14 protein-coding genes and 1 pseudogene are annotated in these 19,442 nt (G+C 64.3%); 12 read left to right on the top strand and 3 right to left on the bottom strand.

The window, feature by feature from the left end:
• Positions 1-284: 284 nt before the first annotated feature.
• Entirely contained in the window at positions 285-1,199 is a 915-nt protein-coding gene (locus CAG00_RS06785; RefSeq protein WP_085663894.1) for a LysR family transcriptional regulator, read from the bottom strand.
• Between the two features lie 268 nt (positions 1,200-1,467).
• Between CAG00_RS06785 and speB the strand changes: the two genes are divergently transcribed.
• The 12 genes from speB to lipA all read left to right on the top strand — a co-directional run bounded on the left by speB (position 1,468) and on the right by lipA (position 17,906).
• Positions 1,468-2,439, top strand: a complete 972-nt coding sequence (speB, locus tag CAG00_RS06780; RefSeq protein ID WP_023662744.1) for an agmatinase — start codon at positions 1,468-1,470, stop codon at positions 2,437-2,439.
• Positions 2,440-2,454: 15 nt separating this feature from the next.
• Entirely contained in the window at positions 2,455-3,963 is a 1,509-nt protein-coding gene (locus CAG00_RS06775) for an aldehyde dehydrogenase (protein ID WP_084785202.1), read from the top strand.
• A gap of 98 nt (positions 3,964-4,061) precedes the next feature.
• Positions 4,062-4,241, top strand: a complete 180-nt coding sequence (locus CAG00_RS06770) for a hypothetical protein (RefSeq protein ID WP_031325569.1) — start codon at positions 4,062-4,064, stop codon at positions 4,239-4,241.
• Positions 4,238-5,707: a cytosine permease gene (locus CAG00_RS06765; RefSeq protein WP_085663893.1), complete on the top strand. Its 1,470-nt coding sequence runs from the start codon at positions 4,238-4,240 to the stop codon at positions 5,705-5,707. Before CAG00_RS06770 ends, CAG00_RS06765 begins: the two co-directional genes overlap by 4 nt.
• Positions 5,708-5,711: 4 nt before the next feature.
• Positions 5,712-7,400 (top strand): choline dehydrogenase, encoded by a 1,689-nt coding sequence (betA, locus tag CAG00_RS06760; RefSeq protein ID WP_085663892.1) that lies wholly within the window; start codon positions 5,712-5,714, stop codon positions 7,398-7,400.
• A 446-nt stretch (positions 7,401-7,846) separates the two neighbouring features.
• A complete protein-coding gene (cycA, locus tag CAG00_RS06755; protein ID WP_085663891.1) occupies positions 7,847-9,271 on the top strand; it encodes a D-serine/D-alanine/glycine transporter in 1,425 nt (474 codons plus the stop codon).
• 81 nt (positions 9,272-9,352) lie between these two features.
• Entirely contained in the window at positions 9,353-10,885 is a 1,533-nt protein-coding gene (locus CAG00_RS06750) for a sigma-54-dependent transcriptional regulator (RefSeq protein ID WP_085663890.1), read from the top strand.
• 259 nt (positions 10,886-11,144) lie between these two features.
• On the top strand, positions 11,145-11,522 hold the full coding sequence (gene gcvH / locus CAG00_RS06745) for a glycine cleavage system protein GcvH (protein ID WP_085663889.1): 378 nt from the start codon (positions 11,145-11,147) through the stop codon (positions 11,520-11,522).
• A gap of 14 nt (positions 11,523-11,536) precedes the next feature.
• Entirely contained in the window at positions 11,537-14,407 is a 2,871-nt protein-coding gene (gene gcvP / locus CAG00_RS06740) for an aminomethyl-transferring glycine dehydrogenase (protein ID WP_085663888.1), read from the top strand.
• A 61-nt stretch (positions 14,408-14,468) separates the two neighbouring features.
• Positions 14,469-15,722 (top strand): serine hydroxymethyltransferase, encoded by a 1,254-nt coding sequence (gene glyA / locus CAG00_RS06735; protein ID WP_085663887.1) that lies wholly within the window; start codon positions 14,469-14,471, stop codon positions 15,720-15,722.
• Between the two features lie 66 nt (positions 15,723-15,788).
• Entirely contained in the window at positions 15,789-16,913 is a 1,125-nt protein-coding gene (gene gcvT / locus CAG00_RS06730; RefSeq protein WP_085663886.1) for a glycine cleavage system aminomethyltransferase GcvT, read from the top strand.
• Positions 16,914-16,931: 18 nt separating this feature from the next.
• Entirely contained in the window at positions 16,932-17,906 is a 975-nt protein-coding gene (gene lipA / locus CAG00_RS06725) for a lipoyl synthase (protein WP_085663885.1), read from the top strand.
• A 15-nt stretch (positions 17,907-17,921) separates the two neighbouring features.
• Here lipA and CAG00_RS06720 read toward each other — a convergent pair.
• Positions 17,922-18,096 (bottom strand): annotated as a pseudogene (locus tag CAG00_RS06720) (glutathione-dependent formaldehyde-activating protein); the annotation flags it as partial.
• Positions 18,097-18,111: 15 nt separating this feature from the next.
• Positions 18,112-19,245: an aminotransferase class V-fold PLP-dependent enzyme gene (locus CAG00_RS06715; protein WP_085663884.1), complete on the bottom strand. Its 1,134-nt coding sequence runs from the start codon at positions 19,243-19,245 to the stop codon at positions 18,112-18,114.
• Between the last annotated feature and the right edge of the window lie 197 nt (positions 19,246-19,442).

Genomic DNA, 19,442 nt, shown 5'->3' with positions numbered 1-19,442 from the left:
GCACCGGCCGTGCCGGTGTTCGCGGGTGAACCCGCTCCCACAATGATTGCTGTGGGGCAAAATGACCGCTACGGGTCGAAAGCGGTCGGTCGCGATCAGCTACCTGCGACCTGTAGCCGGTCAGCGGCGACACAGGCGGGGACGTTGTAATCGACCACTCGCTTGACGCTTACCAGTACCCTCATAGGTTCTCCAGTCATTGATATTGGGGCGGCGGGCAGGGGGCAACGCCGGCAGCGCAGTATTGGCGGGCGGGGATCGTCCGTTTCGAGTAGCGGGGTGAATCAGGGGGAGCCGGGCTGGGAGGCGCAGGCATCGAGGTCTTCGAGGAACGCCTGCAGGATGGGTGGGCGCGATACGCCGCGGCGGGTGACCACATCGAACGGCGAGCAGAGGTCCAGCAGGCTGGCACCCAGGCGGCGCATGTCGCCGGTCTTGATCCATTGCTCGGCGAAGTGCACCGGCAAGAAGCCGATATAGGCGCCGGAAATGATCAGGATCGCCGCTGCCTCGATGTTCTCCACGGTTGCATCGGCCTTGGTGATGCCCAACTGCTCCAGGTCGTACTGCTGCATGTAGCCGCGCACCACGATCCGGCTCTGGCGCACGTCCTCCATCAGCCGACCGTTGCTCGCGTTGCTGGCGAACAGCGGGTGGCGCCGGCCACAGTAGAGTCCCAGTGCCTCGTCATACAGCGGCTGGTAGGACAACCCCGCGACCCGCAATGGGAAGTGGCCGATGGCCAGGTGCAGCCTGCCGTCGAGCACGCGCTCTTCGAGTTCCGCCGGGGCACCGATATAGATGTGCAGGTGGGCATCGTGCCCACGCGAAACAAAGCGCTGGGTGGTGCGCGGCAGGGGCGAGACGGGGTCGGTCAGGGTGGAGTCGATGATGCCCAGGTTGAGCTTGCCGCTGATGTGCTGCTTGAGCACGTCGGCGTCCATGCAGAAGCTCTCAACGGCACTGAGCAGGCGCAGGGTCGCTTCATGGATGGCCACCCCTTGCTCGGTCAGGCGAAAGCCACTGCGCCCGCGCTGGCAGAGCTTGACCCCCAGGCGGGTTTCCAGGTGCGACATCTGTTCGCTTATGGTCGACTGGCCGGCGTTGAGCGCGGCCTGTGCCGCAGAAAAGCCGCCGCACCTGACGATCGTGGTGAATACCCTGAGCAGTTTAAGGTCGACATCGTGCAGCTGGATCACCGTAGCCTCCCGGCCGGGTGTCACATCGCCAGTGCTGATATGAACACCCGTGCATTGTTCTTGTCGCGCAAGCTAACCATGAGTACCTGGCCGCTGCAATGCCTGGTATCGCCGGGTTTAACCACCGGCAGATACTTCGGATAGGGCGATGTATGTATCTGCACTTGCGCATTTTTCCTCGCTGGCACGGTTGCCATAGTGGATCGCAACGGTGGTCGAGCAGTCGCCCCGTCTCCTGAAACAGAACAAGAACTGGAGAAACCAGAACATGGCAAAGCACGGTTACGAGTCCGGCCGCCTGAACCTGCCCTTCGTGGGCCATTGCACGTTTGCCAAGGCCCCGGTGTGCACCGACTGGGCGGCGATCGACGCCGATGTGGCAATCCTCGGTGCGCCCAACGACATGGGCACCCAGTGGCGTTCGGGGGCACGTTTCGGACCCCGCGGCATTCGCGAGGCATCGACCCTGTTCTCCTTCGGCCATGCTGGCGCCTACGACTTCGAGGATGACGCCACCTACCTGACCGAAGACCAGGTCCGCATGGTCGACGTTGGCGATGCCGATATCGTGCACACCGACATGGCCAGCAGCAACGCCAACATCGAGTCGGCGGTGCGGCAGATCCTTGCAGCGGGGGCCATGCCGGTGGTGCTGGGCGGTGACCATTCGGTGCACGCCCCGGTCATCAAGGCGTTCGAAGGCCATGGGCCGATCCATATCGTGCACTTCGATGCCCACCTGGATTTCGTCGACGAGCGCCATGGCGTGCGCTACGGGCACGGCAGCCCGCTGCGCCGCGCTTCGGAGCTGGAACACATTGTCGGCATGACCCAGATGGGCATCCGCAACGTGTCGTCCTCCAACCGCGACGACTACGATGCCGCACGTGAGGCCGGTTCGCAGATCCTGTCGGTACGTGACGTGCGCCGCCTGGGCTGCGCGGGCGTGCTGGCGAAAATCCCCGAAGGCCGCAACTACTACATCACCATCGACATCGACGGCTTCGACCCGTCCATCGCCCCGGGCACCGGCACGCCGAGCCATGGCGGATTCTTGTACTACGAAGTGCTGGAAATCATCCAGGCTCTGGCGCAGCGCAGCCACGGCCGCATTGTTGGCATGGACCTGGTAGAAGTGGCCCCGGCCTACGACCCCACCGGCATGACCTCGATCCTCGCCGCGCAACTGCTGATGAACAGCATCGGCTTCATCTTCCACGCGCGCGCCAAAGCCCGCTGACCCGGAGACTGTCCTGTGGACCACAAGGTAAAAGACTACTTGCAGGCCTTTGGTGTATCCGAGGCGACCCAGCACTTTCTCGGCAAACCGCAGCGCATGTTCATTGCCGGCGCCTGGCTCGAGGCCAGCGACGGCGGCAGTGCCGAGGTGGTCGAGCCGTCCACCGAGGGTGTGCTGACGCGCATCCCCATGGCCACTGCGGATGACCTTGATCGCGCCGTGCGCGCAGCACGTGCGCAGTTCGATGGCGGTGCCTGGAGCCAGCTCAAGCCACTGGAGCGCGAGCGCCTGATCCATCGCCTGGCCGACCTGATCGAGACCCACGGCGACGAGCTGGCGCAGATCGAAGCCATCGACATGGGCAAGTCGGTCGCCCAGGCACGGGCGGTCGATATCCAGGGCACGGTCGATACCCTGCGCTATTTCGCCGGCTGGGCCAGCAAGATCCACGGCCGCACGGTCGAGCCTTCGCTGCCTGGGAATTACCTGGCGTACACGCGCAAGGAGGCGGTGGGGGTGGTCGGTGCCATCGTGCCGTGGAACTTCCCGCTGCAGACCATGGCCTGGAAGCTCGGCGCGGCGCTGGCGACCGGTTGCACGGTGGTCGTCAAGCCGGCAGAGCTGACTTCGTTGTCGGCGCTGCGCTTTGCCGAGCTGGTGCAGGCCTCGGGTATTCCCGACGGGGTGGTAAACATCGTGACCGGGCGCGGCAGCGTGGTCGGCGAGGCGATGTCCCGTCACCCGGGCATCGACAAGCTGAGCTTTACCGGTTCGACACCGGTCGGCTGCTCGGTGGGCAAATCGGCGATGGACCAGATGAAACGCCTGACCCTGGAGCTGGGCGGCAAGTCGCCAGTGATCGTGTTCGCCGATGCGGACATCGAGGCAGCGGCGCAAGCCGTGGCCAACGGGGTGTTCTTCAACTCCGGGCAGGTGTGCGACGCCGGCACCCGTGCGTATGTCGAACGCAGTGTCTACCCGGCGTTCCTCGAAGCGCTGGCCAGGTACACCGCCACCCTGAAGATCGCCCCGGGCCTGGACCCGGACTGTTTCATAAGCCCCATGGTGTCGCTCCAGCAACAGCAGCGGGTGCTGGACTACATCGCCCTGGGCAAGGCCGAAGGCGCGCAGGTGTACTACGGCGGCGAGCCGCTCGACGGCCCGGGCTTCTTCGTGCAGCCCACGATCTTCGCCAACTGCAGCAACGACATGCGCGTGGTTCGCGAGGAGATCTTCGGCCCGGTGCTGGTGACCCAGCCGTTCGACACCCAGGAACAAGCGCTGGCCCTGGCCAACGATTCGGAGTTCGGCCTGGCGGCGGCGATCTACTCCAACGACCTGGGCAAGGTCCATGGGCTGATTCCGCGCCTGCGCGCGGGCACGGTGTACGTCAATGCCCACAGCACCCTGGACCCGTCCATGCCGTTCGGTGGCTACAAGCAGTCGGGCTACGGCAAGGACATGGGCGCAGAACAACTGGAGTTCCTGCTGGAGACCAAGGCGGTCTGGATCACCTTGCCCTGAGGTAACAGGGCCGTCCTGCGCCGCTGAAGGTTGGCGAGCGGCGCAGGTTTATCGAATGCATCGAATTTCAAGAACAAGAACCTGTCGAGGTGATGCCGATGAACAGCCAAGTGGATATCGAGCGAGCGCAAGACCTGGAAAGGCGCTTGCGCGCCTATGAAGAACTGGAGAACAAAGCGCACTGGCCGGGCGCATTGACGGTGGCCGACGTGGTGGCACTGGCCCTGCTGACGCTGGTGATGGTTGCCGGCGCGTACTACCTGGGAGGCCAGCCATGAGTGCTTCCCGCGAGCAAGAATTTCGCCTGAGCGCGGAACGTGGCGACACCCCCTTGCTGCCCAGTGAGCGGGTTTGGGGTTTCTGGGGGTTTGCCTACGCCAACTCGGCGCTGGCGGTGGCCACCTGGGTGTTCCTGATCGGCGGCGCCACCGCGCTGTTCGTCGGGCCCTTGCAAGGGATTGCCGCAATCATCATCGGCAACATCATCGGCGTGGTCCTCGCCGCGTCGTCCACCTGCCTGCCGTGTGGCAAGTACGGCGTCGAGCAGTTCACCTTCCTGCGCAGCATGTTCGGCCTCAATGGCAGCCGCCTGGTGTACTTCCTCTCGGTGGTGGTGCTGACCATGGGCTGGCTGGCGGTGCTGGGGCTGATGTGCGGGCGGGCGCTGGACAACCTGGAAACCCTGGTACAGCAGAGCCAGCCCAACGGTGATGGCTGGCTGGTAACCGCGGGAGGCTTGCTGGCCATCGTGCTGGCGGCGCTGGTGGCCATGCGCGGGCCGGACATGATCCGCCGGCTGAGCGCGGTGATCGCGCCCAGCCTGATCCTGATCATGCTGGCACTGATGTACTTCATCTCCGGTCGCTACAGCTTCGACGAACTGCTGGCCATGCCGCCTTTGCAGCCACCGTTCGAGAACCCGCACGTCAACTTCATGGTCGCGGTGGAGATCAACATCGCCGCGGGCTTCTCCTGGTGGCCCTACATCGGCAACCTGTCGCGCCTGTGCAGCAACCAGCGCACGGCCTTCTGGCCCAACCTGGTGGGCATCTTCGCTGCGGCGTCGCTGGGCGAGTCAATCAGCCTGTTCGCCGCCACTACCCTGGGCAGCAGCGACCCTACCGCGTGGATGCGCCTGGCCGGCGGCATGGGGTTCGGCGTCATCGCCCTGAGCTTCCTGGCGCTGGCCAACCTGACCGGCATGGTCAACATCCTCTACACCGCGGTGATCGGCTTGCGCCAGCTGGGCGGCGAGCGCCTGCGCAGCGTAGGCTGGGGGGTACTGATCGGGCTGTTCTGCATCATCCCGGTATTGATCGTGGTGTTCCTGCCGGGGATCTACGACGGCTTCTTCATCTTCCTGGTGTGGACATCCGCGCTCAACAGCGCCCTGGCCGGCATCGGCATCGCCGATTACTTCTTCCTGCGCAAGCAGCGCCTGAACCTGCGCCAGCTCTACGCCGAACAGAGCGTGTCGCCGTTGCGCTACTGCAAAGGCTTCAACCCCATCGCGCTGCTGGCGCTGGTGGCGGGCTTCGCGATCTATGTGGTGGTGTTCAACCCGCAGACCCTGGCCCATACCGACTTCTTCACCTTCGCCACCGCCTCGCTGCCGTCCTGCCTGCTGGCCGGGCTGGTGCACTACGGCCTGACCCGGCTGCTGGCGACGCGCCTGGGCTGGGGCGGCTACCCAAAGCGCAATGAACACAACATCCAGGCCGCCGGCCTTCGTGTACAGGACTAGAACCATGACCAAGCGATACGACTACATCATCATCGGCGCAGGCTCTGCTGGCTGCGTCCTGGCCAACCGCTTGAGCGAAGACGCCGGTACCTCGGTGCTGGTCCTGGAGTTCGGCGGCAGCGACCGCAGTGTGCTGATCCAGATGCCCAGTGCCTTCTCGTTGCCGATGAACACCAAGAAGTACAACTGGCGCTACGAGACCGTCGCCGAAGCGCACCTTGACAACCGCCGCCTGCATTGCCCGCGGGGCAAGGTGCTGGGCGGCTCGTCCTCGATCAATGGGCTGGTCTACATCCGTGGCCATGCCTGCGACTTCGATGAATGGGAAAGCCTGGGGGCGAAGAACTGGAGCTACCGTAACTGCCTGCCGTACTTCAAGCGTGCCGAGCAGTACAAGTTTGGCGGTGATGACTACCGCGGCGGCATGGGGCCGCTGGCCACCAACAACGGCAACAACATGCAGAACCCGCTGTACGGCGCCTGGGTCGAGGCCGGTGCCGAGGCCGGCTATATCAAGACCGACGACTGCAACGGCTACATGCAGGAAGGCTTTGGTGCCATGCACATGACGGTCAAGGATGGCGTGCGCTGGTCCACGGCCAACGCCTATCTGCGCCCGGCCATGAGCCGGCCGAACCTGACCGTGATCACCCATGCCATGACCCGGCGCATCCTGCTCGATGGCAAGCGGGCGGTGGGCGTGGAATATGATCACGGCGGCCAGACCCACAAGGTCCTGTGCAACCGCGAGGTGCTGGTGGCGTCCGGCCCGATCGGTTCGCCGCACTTGTTGCAACGCTCCGGCATCGGCCCCGAGGCCGTGCTGAAGAAGGCTGGCATCGAGGTGCTCCACCCCTTGCCTGGGGTGGGCGAGAACCTGCAGGACCACTCGGAAATCTACATCCAGTATGCGTGCAAGGAGCCGGTGACCCTCAACGGCAAGATGAACCTGCTGGGCAAGGCGATGATCGGTCTGCGCTGGTTGCTGTTCAAGGACGGTCTGGGCGCCAGCAACCACTTTGAGGCGGGCGGTTTCATCCGCTCATCCAAGGGCCTGCGCTGGCCGGACATCCAGTTCCACTTCCTGCCGGCGGCCATGCGCTATGACGGCGACAAACCGTTCAAGGGCCATGGTTTCATGGTGCTGACCGGGCCCAACAAGCCCAAGAGCCGCGGCCATGTGCGGGCGCTGTCGGCCGACCCGTACCAACATCCGGAAATCCGCTTCAACTACCTCGAAAGCGAGGAAGACCGGGAGGGCTTCCGCCGCTGTGTGCGGCTGACCCGCGAAATCATCGCCCAGCCGGCCATGGACCGTTTCCGCGGCGAGGAGCTGGCACCTGGGCCGCAGGTGCAGACCGATGAACAGATCGACGCATTCGTGCGCGCCAACATGGAAAGCACCATGCACCCGTGCGGCTCGTGCCGGATGGGCGAGGATGACATGGCAGTGGTCGATTCGACATTGCGTGTGCATGGCCTGCAGGGGCTGCGGGTGATCGACTCCTCGGTGTTCCCGAGCGAGCCCAATGGCAACCTCAACGCGCCGACCATCATGCTGGCCGAACGCGCTGCCGACCTGGTGCGCGGGCGCCAGCCGCTGGCACCGAGCGATGTGCCGGTTGGCCTGGTTGGGGGCTGGGAGGAGCAGCAACGCAGCCGTGCGCCGCTGCGCGAGATGCCTGTCCGCTAAATAGCCGGGCTGACACGATCCCCTGTAGGAGCGGCCTTGTGTCGCGATAGGGCCGCAAAGCGGCCCCGGCAATGTTCGCTTCTTCGCTGAAATCCAGGGGTTGCTGCGCAGCCCTATCGCGACACAAGGCCGCTCCTGCAGGGGATCGCGTCAGCCTGGCGGACTGAATGCGCTCCATTGGAATGATTTCGATACAGAGTGGGGAGGGGCAGCGCTCAGTGTGCCCGGGGCTGCTCGAACGCCTGATTGGCACGGTTTTCTGGAGTGACTTCTTTACAGCCACGAAAGCCCTGATTGAATAAAACCCCGCCAACTAGCGCTATTGGCGTTTGGCACAGAGCTTGCTCTCTACCTTGCACGCGATCGGACTTGAAAGTTGTTCATCCGGTCTCGAGGTTTGAACTTGTGACGTTATAAAAACAATTAGACTAGCAAGGTAGAAAACAATGAATAACTTGCCCCACGGTCACCGCCCGCCTGATGGTGACGCACACGAACTCAAGCGTAACCTGTCCAACCGCCATATCCAGTTGATCGCCATTGGCGGTGCTATCGGCACCGGCCTGTTCATGGGCTCTGGCAAGACCATCAGCCTGGCGGGGCCCTCCATCATCTTTGTCTACATGATCATCGGCTTCATGCTGTTCTTTGTCATGCGGGCAATGGGCGAACTGTTGTTGTCCAACTTGAAGTACAAGTCGTTCATCGATTTTTCGGCTGACCTGCTCGGCCCGTGGGCGGGGTTCTTCACCGGCTGGACCTACTGGTTCTGCTGGATTGTCACCGGTATCGCCGACGTGATCGCCATCTCTGCCTATTCGCAGTTCTGGTTCCCCGACATCCCCTTGTGGATACCGGCGTTGGCGTGTGTCGGCCTGTTGCTCAGCTTGAACCTGATGACGGTGAAGATGTTCGGCGAAATGGAGTTCTGGTTCGCCATGATCAAGATCGTCGCCATCTGCGCGCTGGTCTGCACCGGGTTCTACATGGTGGCGCTGGCTTACCAGTCGCCGGCCGGGCATGCGGCATCGCTGGCCAACCTGTGGAATGACGGTGGCATGTTCCCCCATGGCGCCATGGGCTTCTTTGCCGGCTTCCAGATTGCGGTGTTTGCCTTCGTCGGCATCGAACTGGTGGGGACCACCGCCGCCGAAACCAAGAACCCGGAACGCAACCTGCCACGGGCGATCAACTCGATTCCCTTGCGCATCATCGTCTTCTACGTGCTCGCGCTGGTCGCCATCATGGCCGTCACACCCTGGCGTGAAGTGGTGGCCAACAAGAGCCCCTTCGTCGAGTTGTTCGTACTGGCCGGTCTGCCGGCAGCCGCGGGCATCATCAACTTCGTGGTGCTGACCTCGGCCATGTCGTCGGCCAACAGCGGCGTCTTCTCGACCAGCCGCATGCTTTACGGCCTGGCAGTGGATGGCGATGCGCCTGGCAAGTTCGGTGCGCTGTCCCGCCGTGCGGTACCTTCCAACGGCCTGATCTTTTCCTGTGTGTGCCTGACGGGCGGGGCGCTGGTCATCTACCTGGTGCCGAACATGCTCGAGGCCTTCACGCTGATCACCACGGTGTCGGCACTGCTGTTCATGTTCGTCTGGTCGATCATCCTGCTGTCGTACCTGGCGTACCGCAAGCAGCGTGACCCGTTGCACCAGGCGTCGAGGTACAAGATGCCGGGCGGCACGTTCATGTGCCGGGTGTGCCTGGTGTTCTTCGCTTTCATCCTGGCCTTGCTGGCGCTGGAGGCCGACACCCGCAGCGCGCTGTACCTGATGCCGGTCTGGTTTGCCGTGCTGGGCCTGGCCTATCGATCGATCCGGCGGAAAAGGCAGCAGGCCATGCAGCTGTCATTCGATGCCGATTGATCACCCTATTCACGTTTTGCCCAAGGGGGACGGCGCGCTGCGCTGTCCCCCTGTCGTCTTTCTGCCAAGCAGGGAATCTTTATGAGAATCCACGTCAACTTTGTCGACCGTGTCGGTATCACTCAGGAAATCCTCTCGCTGCTTGGGGCGCGCAACCTCAATCTTGATGCGGTGGAGATGATTCCGCCCAACGTCTACATCGATGCCCCAACCTTGTCCCCGGTGGTGCTGGACGAACTCTACGCTGCCCTGATGGACGTGGACGGCGTGCAGAAGGTGGCACTGGTCGACTTCCTCCCCGGCCACCGCCGGCGCCTGCAGCTGGAGGCATTGCTGGCGGCGATGAGCGACCCGGTGCTGGCGGTGGACCCTGGCGGTCATGTGCTGCTGGCGAACCCGACCCTGGTCGCCCTGGTGGGGCGCGAGCCGGCCGGTGAGCCGTTGAACAGGTTGTTTGCCGAGCCGGACCTGGCCCAGACCCTGATCGACAAGGGCTTCCGCCTGCCAATGTGCGAGGTGGGCTTTCAGGGCCAGGCCCTGCTGCTGGAGGCCACGCCGATAAGCGGTGGCGCCGATGGCCTGGTGGGTGGCCTGCTGACCTTGTACCCACCCAGCCGCATCGGCGAGCGCCTGGCCTCGCTGCTGCATGACAACAGCGAAGGCTTGGGGGCGTTGCTGGGCGAGTCGGCGGCGCTGCAGGCGCTCAAGGCCCGCCTGCACAAGGTGGCGAGCCTGGAGGCGCCGGTATTGATCCAGGGCGAGACCGGTACGGGCAAGGAACTGGTGGCCCGTGCCTGCCACGCGCTGAGTGCCCGGCGAGATGCCTCGTTCCTGGCGCTGAACTGCGCGGCGTTGCCCGAGAGCCTGGCCGAAAGCGAGCTGTTCGGCTACGCCGCCGGTGCCTTCACCGGCGCCCAGCGGGGCGGCAAACCGGGCCTGCTGGAACTGGCCGATGGCGGTACGGTGTTTCTCGATGAAGTGGGCGAGATGTCGCCGTACCTGCAGGCCAAGCTGCTGCGTTTTCTCAATGACGGCAGTTTTCGCCGGGTGGGCGGTGGCAGCGAGGTGCAGGTGAATGTGCGGGTGGTTTGCGCCACCCACCGCAACCTGGAAAACATGGTGATCGAGGGCGGCTTTCGCGAAGACCTCTACTATCGCCTCAACGTGCTCAACCTGCAGGTGCCGCCGCTGCGTGAGCGCGGCAAGGACATCCTGCTGCTGGCCGAGCATTTCCTGCGCCAGGCCTGTGCGCAGATCCAGCGCGCCCCGTGCCGGCTGGCGCTGGCCACCCATCCGCTACTGCTGGGCAATCGCTGGTCCGGCAATGTGCGCCAGTTGCAGAACGTGATATTCCGCGCGGCGGCCATCAGCGAAGGGGATGTGATCGACTGTGATGACCTGGAGCTGGCTGGCACCGCCTTGAGCAGCCAGCAAGCCGAGGGGCAGGAGATCGTCAGCCTGGAAGCGGCCGTGCAGGCATTTGAAAAATCCTTGCTGGAAAAGCTGTACACGAGCTACCCCTCGACCCGGCAACTTGCGGTGCGCTTGCAGACTTCGCACACGGCGATCGGCCAGCGTTTGCGCAAGTACGGCATCGCCAGTCGGGTCTCGTAGCCGGCCCGGTGCGAATACGCTCCGCTGGAGTGATTGTGCTCCAGGCGGGCGTGGTCCCGGGTTCATTGGCCCGTGCTGTCAGGGTTGGCTGCCGGGCCCAGGCCACGGAGCGAATACGCTCCATCGCGCAGGCTTGGGATGGACCGAAATAAAACAGTAAGGCATTGATGTATAAGGGTTTTAGTGAGTTGGCATCACCCTTGCTCTGTATCAGTCAGTCCTGCATCAGGACCTATCTGATAACAAGAGAGGAAGATCCATGAGCACGCTGCGTTTTACTCCTGAACACGAATGGCTGCGTCTGGAAGCGACTGGCGAGTTGACCGTCGGCATCACCAGCTATGCCCAGCAGGCCCTGGGTGACGTGGTGTTCGTGCAACTGCCGGAGCCGGGCGAGTACGGAGAGGGCAACGAAGTCGCGGTGCTCGAGTCGGTCAAGGCCGCCAGCAACATCACCATGCCTTTGCGCGGCACCGTGGTGGCCGTCAACCAGGCCCTGGCCGACGACCCCGAGCTGGTCAACACCTCGCCCATGCAGGACGGCTGGTTCTTCCGCATCCAGGCGGCCAACCCGTCGGAGCTCGACGGCCTGATGGACCAGGACGGCTATGACCGCTTCCTGGCCGACAACGCCTGAGCCAGGGGGCAGAGATGACAAACGCATCCATCCCGCTGGGCACTGACAACGAATTCATCGCCCGTCACATCGGCCCGCGCGAGGGCGATATCGACGCCATGCTGGCGCTGGTCGGCCATGACTCACTGGAAGCCCTGATCGACAGCGTCATCCCCGCCAGCATCAGGGGCACCAGCGTGCTCGAGCTGAGCAAGGGGCAGGGCGAGGCTGAAGCCCTGGCCGCACTCAAGGCAATCGCTGCGAACAACCAGCTGTTCAGCAACCACATCGGCCAGGGCTATTACCCTTGCCACACGCCCACGCCGATCCTGCGCAACCTGCTGGAAAACCCGGCCTGGTACACCGCCTACACGCCGTACCAGCCGGAAATCTCCCAAGGCCGCCTGGAGGCGTTGCTGAACTTCCAGACCCTGGTCAGCGACCTCACCGGCATGCAGATCGCCAACGCCTCGTTGCTCGACGAAGCCACCGCCGCCGCCGAGGCCATGACCTTCTGCAAGCGCCTGGCGAAGAACAAGGCCCCGGCGTTCTTCGCGTCCAGCCATTGCCACCCGCAGACCCTCGATGTGCTGCGTACCCGTGCCCAGCCACTGGGTATCGAAGTGGTCATCGCTGATGAAGCGTTGCTGGAAGGCCAAGCCCTGGACGGCTATTTCGGCCTGTTGCTGCAGTACCCGGCCAGCACGGGTGCCATCACCGACCACCGCGCCCTGGTACAACGCGCCCATGCGGCGGGTGCGCTGGTGGCTGTGGCCGCCGACCTGCTGGCACTGACCTTGCTGACCCCACCGGGTGAGCTCGATGCCGACGTGGTGCTGGGCAGCGCCCAGCGCTTCGGCGTGCCGCTGGGCTTTGGCGGCCCGCATGCGGCGTACTTCGCCACCCGCGATGCGTTCAAGCGCGACATGCCCGGCCGCCTGGTCGGCGTGTCCATCGACCGCTTCGGCAAGCCGGCCCTGCGCCTGGCCATGCAGACCCGTGAGCAACATATCCGCCGTGAAAAGGCCACCAGCAACATCTGCACCGCGCAGGTGCTGCTGGCCAACATCGCCAGCATGTATGCGGTCTACCACGGTCCCCAGGGCCTGGAGCAGATCGCCCGGCGGGTGCACCGCCTGACCGCGATCCTGGTGCAAGGGCTGAAACAGCTCGGGCACAAGGTCGAGCAGGCGCACTTCTTCGACACCATCAGCGTGGTCACCGCGAGGCCCGTGGCCGATGTGCTGGCTGCCGCCAATGCGGCACGCCTGAACCTGCGCCTGATTGACGAACTGCGGGTTGGTGTATCGCTGGATGAAACCTGCGAACAGGCCACTGTCGAGGCCCTGTGGCAGGTGTTCGCCGAACCCGGCCAGGCGCTTCCAAGCTTCACCGCGTTGGCCGCCGGCAGCAGCGATTGCCTGCCCGTGCCTCTGCTGCGTGCGACCCCGTTCCTGCTACACCCGGTGTTCAACCGCTACCATAGCGAAACCGAACTGATGCGCTACCTGCGCCGCCTGGCCGACAAGGACCTGGCCCTGGACCGCAGCATGATCGCGCTCGGCTCGTGCACCATGAAGCTCAATGCCGCCAGCGAGATGGTCCCGATCACCTGGCCCGAGTTCGGCGCCCTGCACCCATTCGCCCCGGCTGAGCAGTCGCAGGGTTACCGCCAGCTGACCGATGAACTGGAGGCCATGCTCTGCGCGGCCACCGGCTATGACGCCATGTCGCTGCAGCCCAATGCCGGTTCCCAGGGTGAGTATGCCGGCCTGCTGGCGATCCGCGCCTACCACGCCAGCCGTGGCGAGGCAGGGCGCGATGTATGCCTGATCCCGTCGTCGGCCCATGGCACCAACCCGGCCACGGCGCAGATGGCCGGCATGCGGGTGGTGGTGGTCAACTGCGACGAGCGTGGCAACGTCGATGTCGCCGACCTGCAGCTCAAGGCCCAGCAGCACAGGGCGCAGCTGGCTGCGCTGATGATCACCTACCCCTCGACCCACGGCGTGTTCGAAGATGCCATCACCCGTATCTGCGACATCATTCACGAGCACGGCGGCCAGGTGTATCTGGATGGCGCCAACATGAACGCCATGGTCGGCCTGTGCGCCCCGGGCAAGTTCGGTGGCGATGTGTCGCACCTGAACCTGCACAAGACCTTCTGTATCCCCCATGGCGGTGGCGGCCCCGGTGTCGGCCCGATTGGCGTCAAGGCGCACCTGGCGCCGTTCCTGCCCGGTCACGCCCATCTGGCGAACCCGCAGGGCGCGGTCAGCGCGGCGCCTTATGGCAGTGCCAGCATCCTGCCGATCACCTGGATGTACATCCGCATGATGGGCGGGGAAGGGCTCAAGCGCGCCTCGCAGCTGGCGATCCTCAATGCCAACTACATCGCCCGCCGCCTGGAGGAACACTACCCGGTGCTGTACACCGGCGAGAACGGACTGGTTGCCCACGAGTGCATCCTCGACCTGCGCCCGCTCAAGGACAGCAGCGGTATCAGCGTCGAGGACGTGGCCAAGCGCCTGATCGACTTCGGCTTCCATGCCCCGACCATGTCCTTCCCGGTGGCTGGCACGCTGATGGTCGAGCCGACCGAGAGTGAGTCCAAGGAAGAACTGGACCGCTTCTGCGCAGCGATGATCTGCATCCGCGAGGAAATCCGCGCCGTGGAAAACGGCACCCTGGACAAGCTCGACAACCCGCTGAAGAACGCCCCGCATACCGCCACCGAGCTGGTGGGCGAATGGCCCCACGGCTATGCCCGGGAGCTGGCGGTGTACCCGCTGGCCGAACTGCGCGACAGCAAGTACTGGCCGCCGGTGGGGCGCGTGGACAACGTCTACGGCGACCGCAACCTGGCCTGTGCCTGCCCGCCGCTGTCGAGCTATCAAGATGCCTGACCCTGCTGGCCCGGACGCTTCCGGGCCGTGCTTGTCGACCGAACAACAAGGAATCTCACCCATGTTCCACAAGAGCCTGACCCTGTCCGATTTCGACCCTGCATTGTCCGCGGCCATCGGCCGTGAAGTGCAGCGCCAAGAAGACCACATCGAGCTGATCGCTTCGGAAAACTACACCAGCCCGCAGGTGATGCAGGCCCAGGGCACCGAACTGACCAACAAGTACGCCGAAGGCTACCCGGGCAAGCGTTACTACGGGGGCTGCGAGCATGTCGATGTGGTCGAGCAGCTGGCCATCGACCGCGCCAAGCAGTTGTTCGGTGCCGGTTATGCCAACGTCCAGCCACACTCGGGCTCCCAGGCCAACGCGGCGGTCTACCTGGCCCTGCTGCAGGCCGGTGATACCTTGCTGGGCATGAGCCTGGCTCACGGCGGCCACCTGACCCACGGGGCCAAGGTGTCGTCCTCGGGCAAGCTGTACAACGCCGTGCAATACGGCATCGATGCCAACGGCCTGATTGACTACGACGAAGTCGAGCGCCTGGCGGTCGAGCACCAGCCGAAGATGATCGTGGCTGGTTTCTCGGCCTACTCGAAGACCCTCGACTTCCCGCGTTTCCGGCAGATCGCCGACAAGGTCGGGGCCTACCTGTTCGTCGACATGGCCCACGTCGCCGGGCTGGTCGCGGCAGGCCTGTACCCCAACCCGCTGCCGTATGCCGATGTGGTCACCACCACCACCCACAAGACCTTGCGCGGGCCGCGTGGCGGCCTGATTCTGGCCAAGGCCGACCCGGAGCTTGAGAAAAAGCTCAACTCGGCGGTGTTCCCAGGCGGGCAGGGCGGGCCGCTGATGCACGTGATCGCGGCCAAGGCGGTGTGCTTCAAGGAGGCCCTGGCGCCTGGTTTCAAGGATTACCAGCGCCAGGTCATCAGCAACGCCCAGGCCATGGCGCAGGTGTTCATGCAGCGCGGTTTCGACGTGGTTTCCGGTGGCACCGACAACCATCTGTTCCTGGTCAGCCTGATCCGCCAGGGCATCACCGGCAAGGATGCCGACGCCGCGCTGGGCCGTGCGCACATCACGGTGAACAAGAACGCGGTGCCCAACGACCCGCAGTCGCCGTTCGTGACCTCGGGCCTGCGCATCGGTACCCCGGCAGTGACTACCCGTGGGCTCAAGGAGGCGGAATGCCGCGCCTTGGCGACCTGGATCTGCGACATCCTCGACCATCTCGGTGATGCCGACGTCGAGGCCCAGGTGGCGCGCCAGGTGGCAGCGCTGTGCAAGCTGTTCCCTGTCTATCCGGCCTGACCTCAGGGCTTGGCGGCTGCCGGCAGTGTGCCGGCAGCCCATATCATCGAAGGCCAGGAGCCAGCCATGACCACAGAACAACTGCAACAAACCCCGCTGCACGACCTGCACCTGGCGCTGGGGGCACGCATGGTGCCATTCGCCGGTTATGCCATGCCGGTCCAGTACCCGCTGGGTGTGCTCAAGGAACACCTGCACACCCGTGAACAGGCTGGTCTGTTCGACGTTTCGCACATGGGCCAGATCCGCCTGCGTGGCGCAGAGGCCGCCAGGGCGTTGGAAACGCTGGTGCCGGTCGACATCATCGACCTGCCGGTGGGCATGCAGCGCTATGCGCTGTTCACCAATGACGACGGCGGCATCCTCGACGATTTGATGGTGGCCAGGCTGGGTGACGACGAGCTGTTGCTGGTGGTCAACGCCGCCTGCAAGGAGCAGGACCTGACCTACCTGCGCCAGCACCTGGAAGGCTATTGCGAGGTCGAGTCGCTGTTTGCCAGCCGGGCCTTGCTGGCCCTGCAAGGCCCGGCGGCGGCCAAGGTACTGGCGCGACTGGCGCCCCAGGTTGCCGGCATGACTTTCATGCAGTTCGCCAGTGTGAGGCTGCTGGGTGTCGACTGTTACGTCAGCCGCTCGGGCTACACCGGCGAAGACGGCTACGAAATCTCGGTACCGGTCGAGGCGGCGCCCATGCTTGCCCGTTCGATGCTGGCCGAAGCCGAGGTCCAGCCCATCGGCCTGGGGGCCCGTGATTCGCTGCGCCTGGAGGCCGGGCTGTGCCTGTACGGCCATGACATGGCGGTGCACACCACGCCGATCGAGGCCAGTCTGGGCTGGGCGATCTCCAAGGCCCGGCGTGCCGAGGGTGAGCGCGCTGGCGGCTTCCCCGGCGCCGAGCGCATCCTTGCCCAGCAGCACGAAGGCGTGGCCAGCAAGCGCGTGGGCCTGCTGCCTGCAGAGCGCGTGCCGGTGCGTGAAGGGGCAGAGATCGTCGATGCTCGGGAGCAGGTGATCGGCCGGGTCACCAGTGGCGGTTTCGGCCCCAGCCTGGGCGCGCCGCTGGCGATGGGCTACCTGCAGAGCGAGCAGGCAGCGCTGGGCACGCAAGTGTTCGCCCTGGTACGCGGCAAGCACGTGCCGATGCAGGTGGTGCGCACACCGTTCGTGGCGCAACGTTACTACCGTGGCTAAAGGCCAGACTGTCGGAGCATGAGCATGAGTGAAATCCAGACTGCCCCTACGCGCCCGCAGCCCTTGCAGGCTGGGGTGAAACTGCGCGGCGCCGAGAAGGTGGCGCGCATCCCGGTGAAAATCCTGCCCACCGAGCAGGTGCCGCGCAAACCCGACTGGATTCGCGTGGAGATTCCCACCACACCGGAAGTGGCACGGGTCAAGGCCCTGCTGCGCAAGCACAAGCTGCACAGCGTGTGCGAAGAGGCGTCCTGCCCGAACCTGGGGGAGTGTTTCTCGGGCGGCACGGCGACGTTCATGATCATGGGCGACATCTGTACCCGCCGTTGCCCGTTCTGCGATGTCGGCCATGGCCGGCCCAAGCCACTGGATGCCGATGAGCCGACGAACCTTGCCATCGCCATTGCCGACCTTGGCCTGAAGTATGTGGTGATCACCTCGGTGGACCGTGACGACCTGCGCGATGGCGGCGCCCGCCACTTCGCCGATTGCCTGCGCGAGATCCGCAGGCTGTCGCCGGGTATTCAGCTGGAAACCCTGGTGCCGGATTACCGTGGCCGTATGGACGTTGCTCTGGACATCACTGCGCAAGAGCCGCCAGACGTGTTCAACCACAACCTGGAGACCGTGCCGCGCCTGTACCGGGCGGCACGGCCGGGCTCGGACTTCGAGTGGTCGCTGGACCTGCTGGAGCGCTTCAAGCAACGCCTGCCGGCGGTACCGACAAAGTCCGGCCTGATGCTCGGCCTGGGCGAGACCGATGCCGAGGTGGTCGAGGTGATGCAGCGCATGCGTGAGCATCAGGTTGACATGCTGACCCTGGGGCAGTATCTGCAACCGTCTCGCAGCCACCTGCCGGTGCAGCGCTTCGTGCACCCTGACACCTTCGCCATGCTTGCCGAGCAGGCCTTGGCGATGGGGTTCAGAAACGTGGCCTCCGGGCCGCTGGTGCGCTCGTCTTACCACGCTGACCGGCAACTGCAAGCAGTTTAAGGGTTCAGATCACCATCATTCGCGGTAAGTGCCTTTTTGCTTGGCGGCGTGAACCGCGAGTGCATCCATGAGTGGGGGGCGACAAGCAGTCGCAAGGTTCCAGGCCGAGTTCACGCAGACGCTCGCGAATCGCCGCCATCTGTGCCGGTGGCGTGCCGCTTTCGATCACCGAGAACACGAAAGCGGCAAATGCCAGGATGAGGCCTCAGTTCACCATCACTTCGTCCAGTGCCTGCTCAAGGGTGCTGACCGTGCGCTCGATATCGTGCAGTTTTTCGAGCCCGAACAGACCGATGCGGAAGGTCTTGAAGTCGGCCGGCTCGTCACATTGCAACGGCACTCCGGCGGCTATCTGCAGGCCGTGCTCGACAAACTTCTTACCGCTCTTGATATCGGCATCATCGGTGTAGCTCACCACTACGCCCGGGGCCTGAAAGCCGGCTGCGGCCACGCTCTTGATGCCTTTGCCAGTCAACATGGCGCGCACCCGATCGCCCAGAGCCTGTTGTTCGCCGCGGACCTTGTCGAAACCGTAGGCTCGCATCTCGTTGATTACTTTGTTAAATCGCGCGAGAGAGTCGCTGGGCATGGTCGCATGGTAGGCATGCCCGCCCTGTTCGTAGGCCTGCATGATCTGCAGCCACTTTTTCAGGTCGCAGGCGAAACTGCTGCTTTGCGTCTGCTCGATGCGCTCCAGGGCCAAAGCACTGAGCATCACCAGGGCGCAGCAAGGGGAGGCGCTCCAGCCTTTCTGTGGAGCGCTGATCAGCAGGTCGACTGCGCACTTTTGCATATCAACCCAGATCGTGCCTGAGGCGATGCAGTCGAGCACGAACAGGCCGCCCACCGCATGCACAGCGTCGCCGACGGCCCGCAGGTAATCGTCGGGCAGGATAATCCCGGATGAGGTTTCAACGTGGGGGGCGAAGACAATCTGCGGCTTGTGCGCCTTTATCGCCGCCAGCACTTCGTCCAGAGGGGGCGGAGCGTAGGCAGCCTGGCGACCAGTGTCGACCGGTCGGGCTTTCAGCACCGTGGTCGCCGCCGGGATGTTGCCCATCTCAAGGATCTGGCTCCAGCGATAACTGAACCAGCCATTGCGTATCACCAGGCATTGCTGACCGGTGGCAAACTGGCGCGCTACCGATTCCATGCCGAATGTACCGCTGCCGGGCACTACCGCAACAGCCTGGGCGTTATAGACCTGTTTCAGGGTCCTGGAAATGTTCTTCATCACGCCTTGAAACGTCTGCGACATGTGATTGAGCGAGCGGTCGCTGTACACCACCGAGTACTCGACCAGCCCCTCAGGATCAATGCTGGGATAAAGCTTCGACATGGGTGACTCCTTTGGCAGGGATGTCATTGGTATCGACCCTGTCCTTAGCCTTGTCAAATGCCAAGATCGACCGGGACTGATGAAATCCATGTGATACCGCGGCGCCTGCTTCGCGGCTGAAGCCGCTCCCACAGGAGGGCGTGGCGTTCTTGCCGGCCAAGCGTGAAAGCCCATGCTGGGCCAAGGTTGCAGCAAAG

Origin of the sequence: Pseudomonas sp. B5(2017) (assembly GCF_002112825.1) — a bacterium.
GTDB classification, from domain to species: Bacteria; Pseudomonadota; Gammaproteobacteria; order Pseudomonadales; family Pseudomonadaceae; genus Aquipseudomonas; species Aquipseudomonas putida_Z.
The sequence above is the reverse complement of the archived record's forward strand: the minus strand, read 5'-3'. Positions and strand labels throughout refer to the sequence as shown.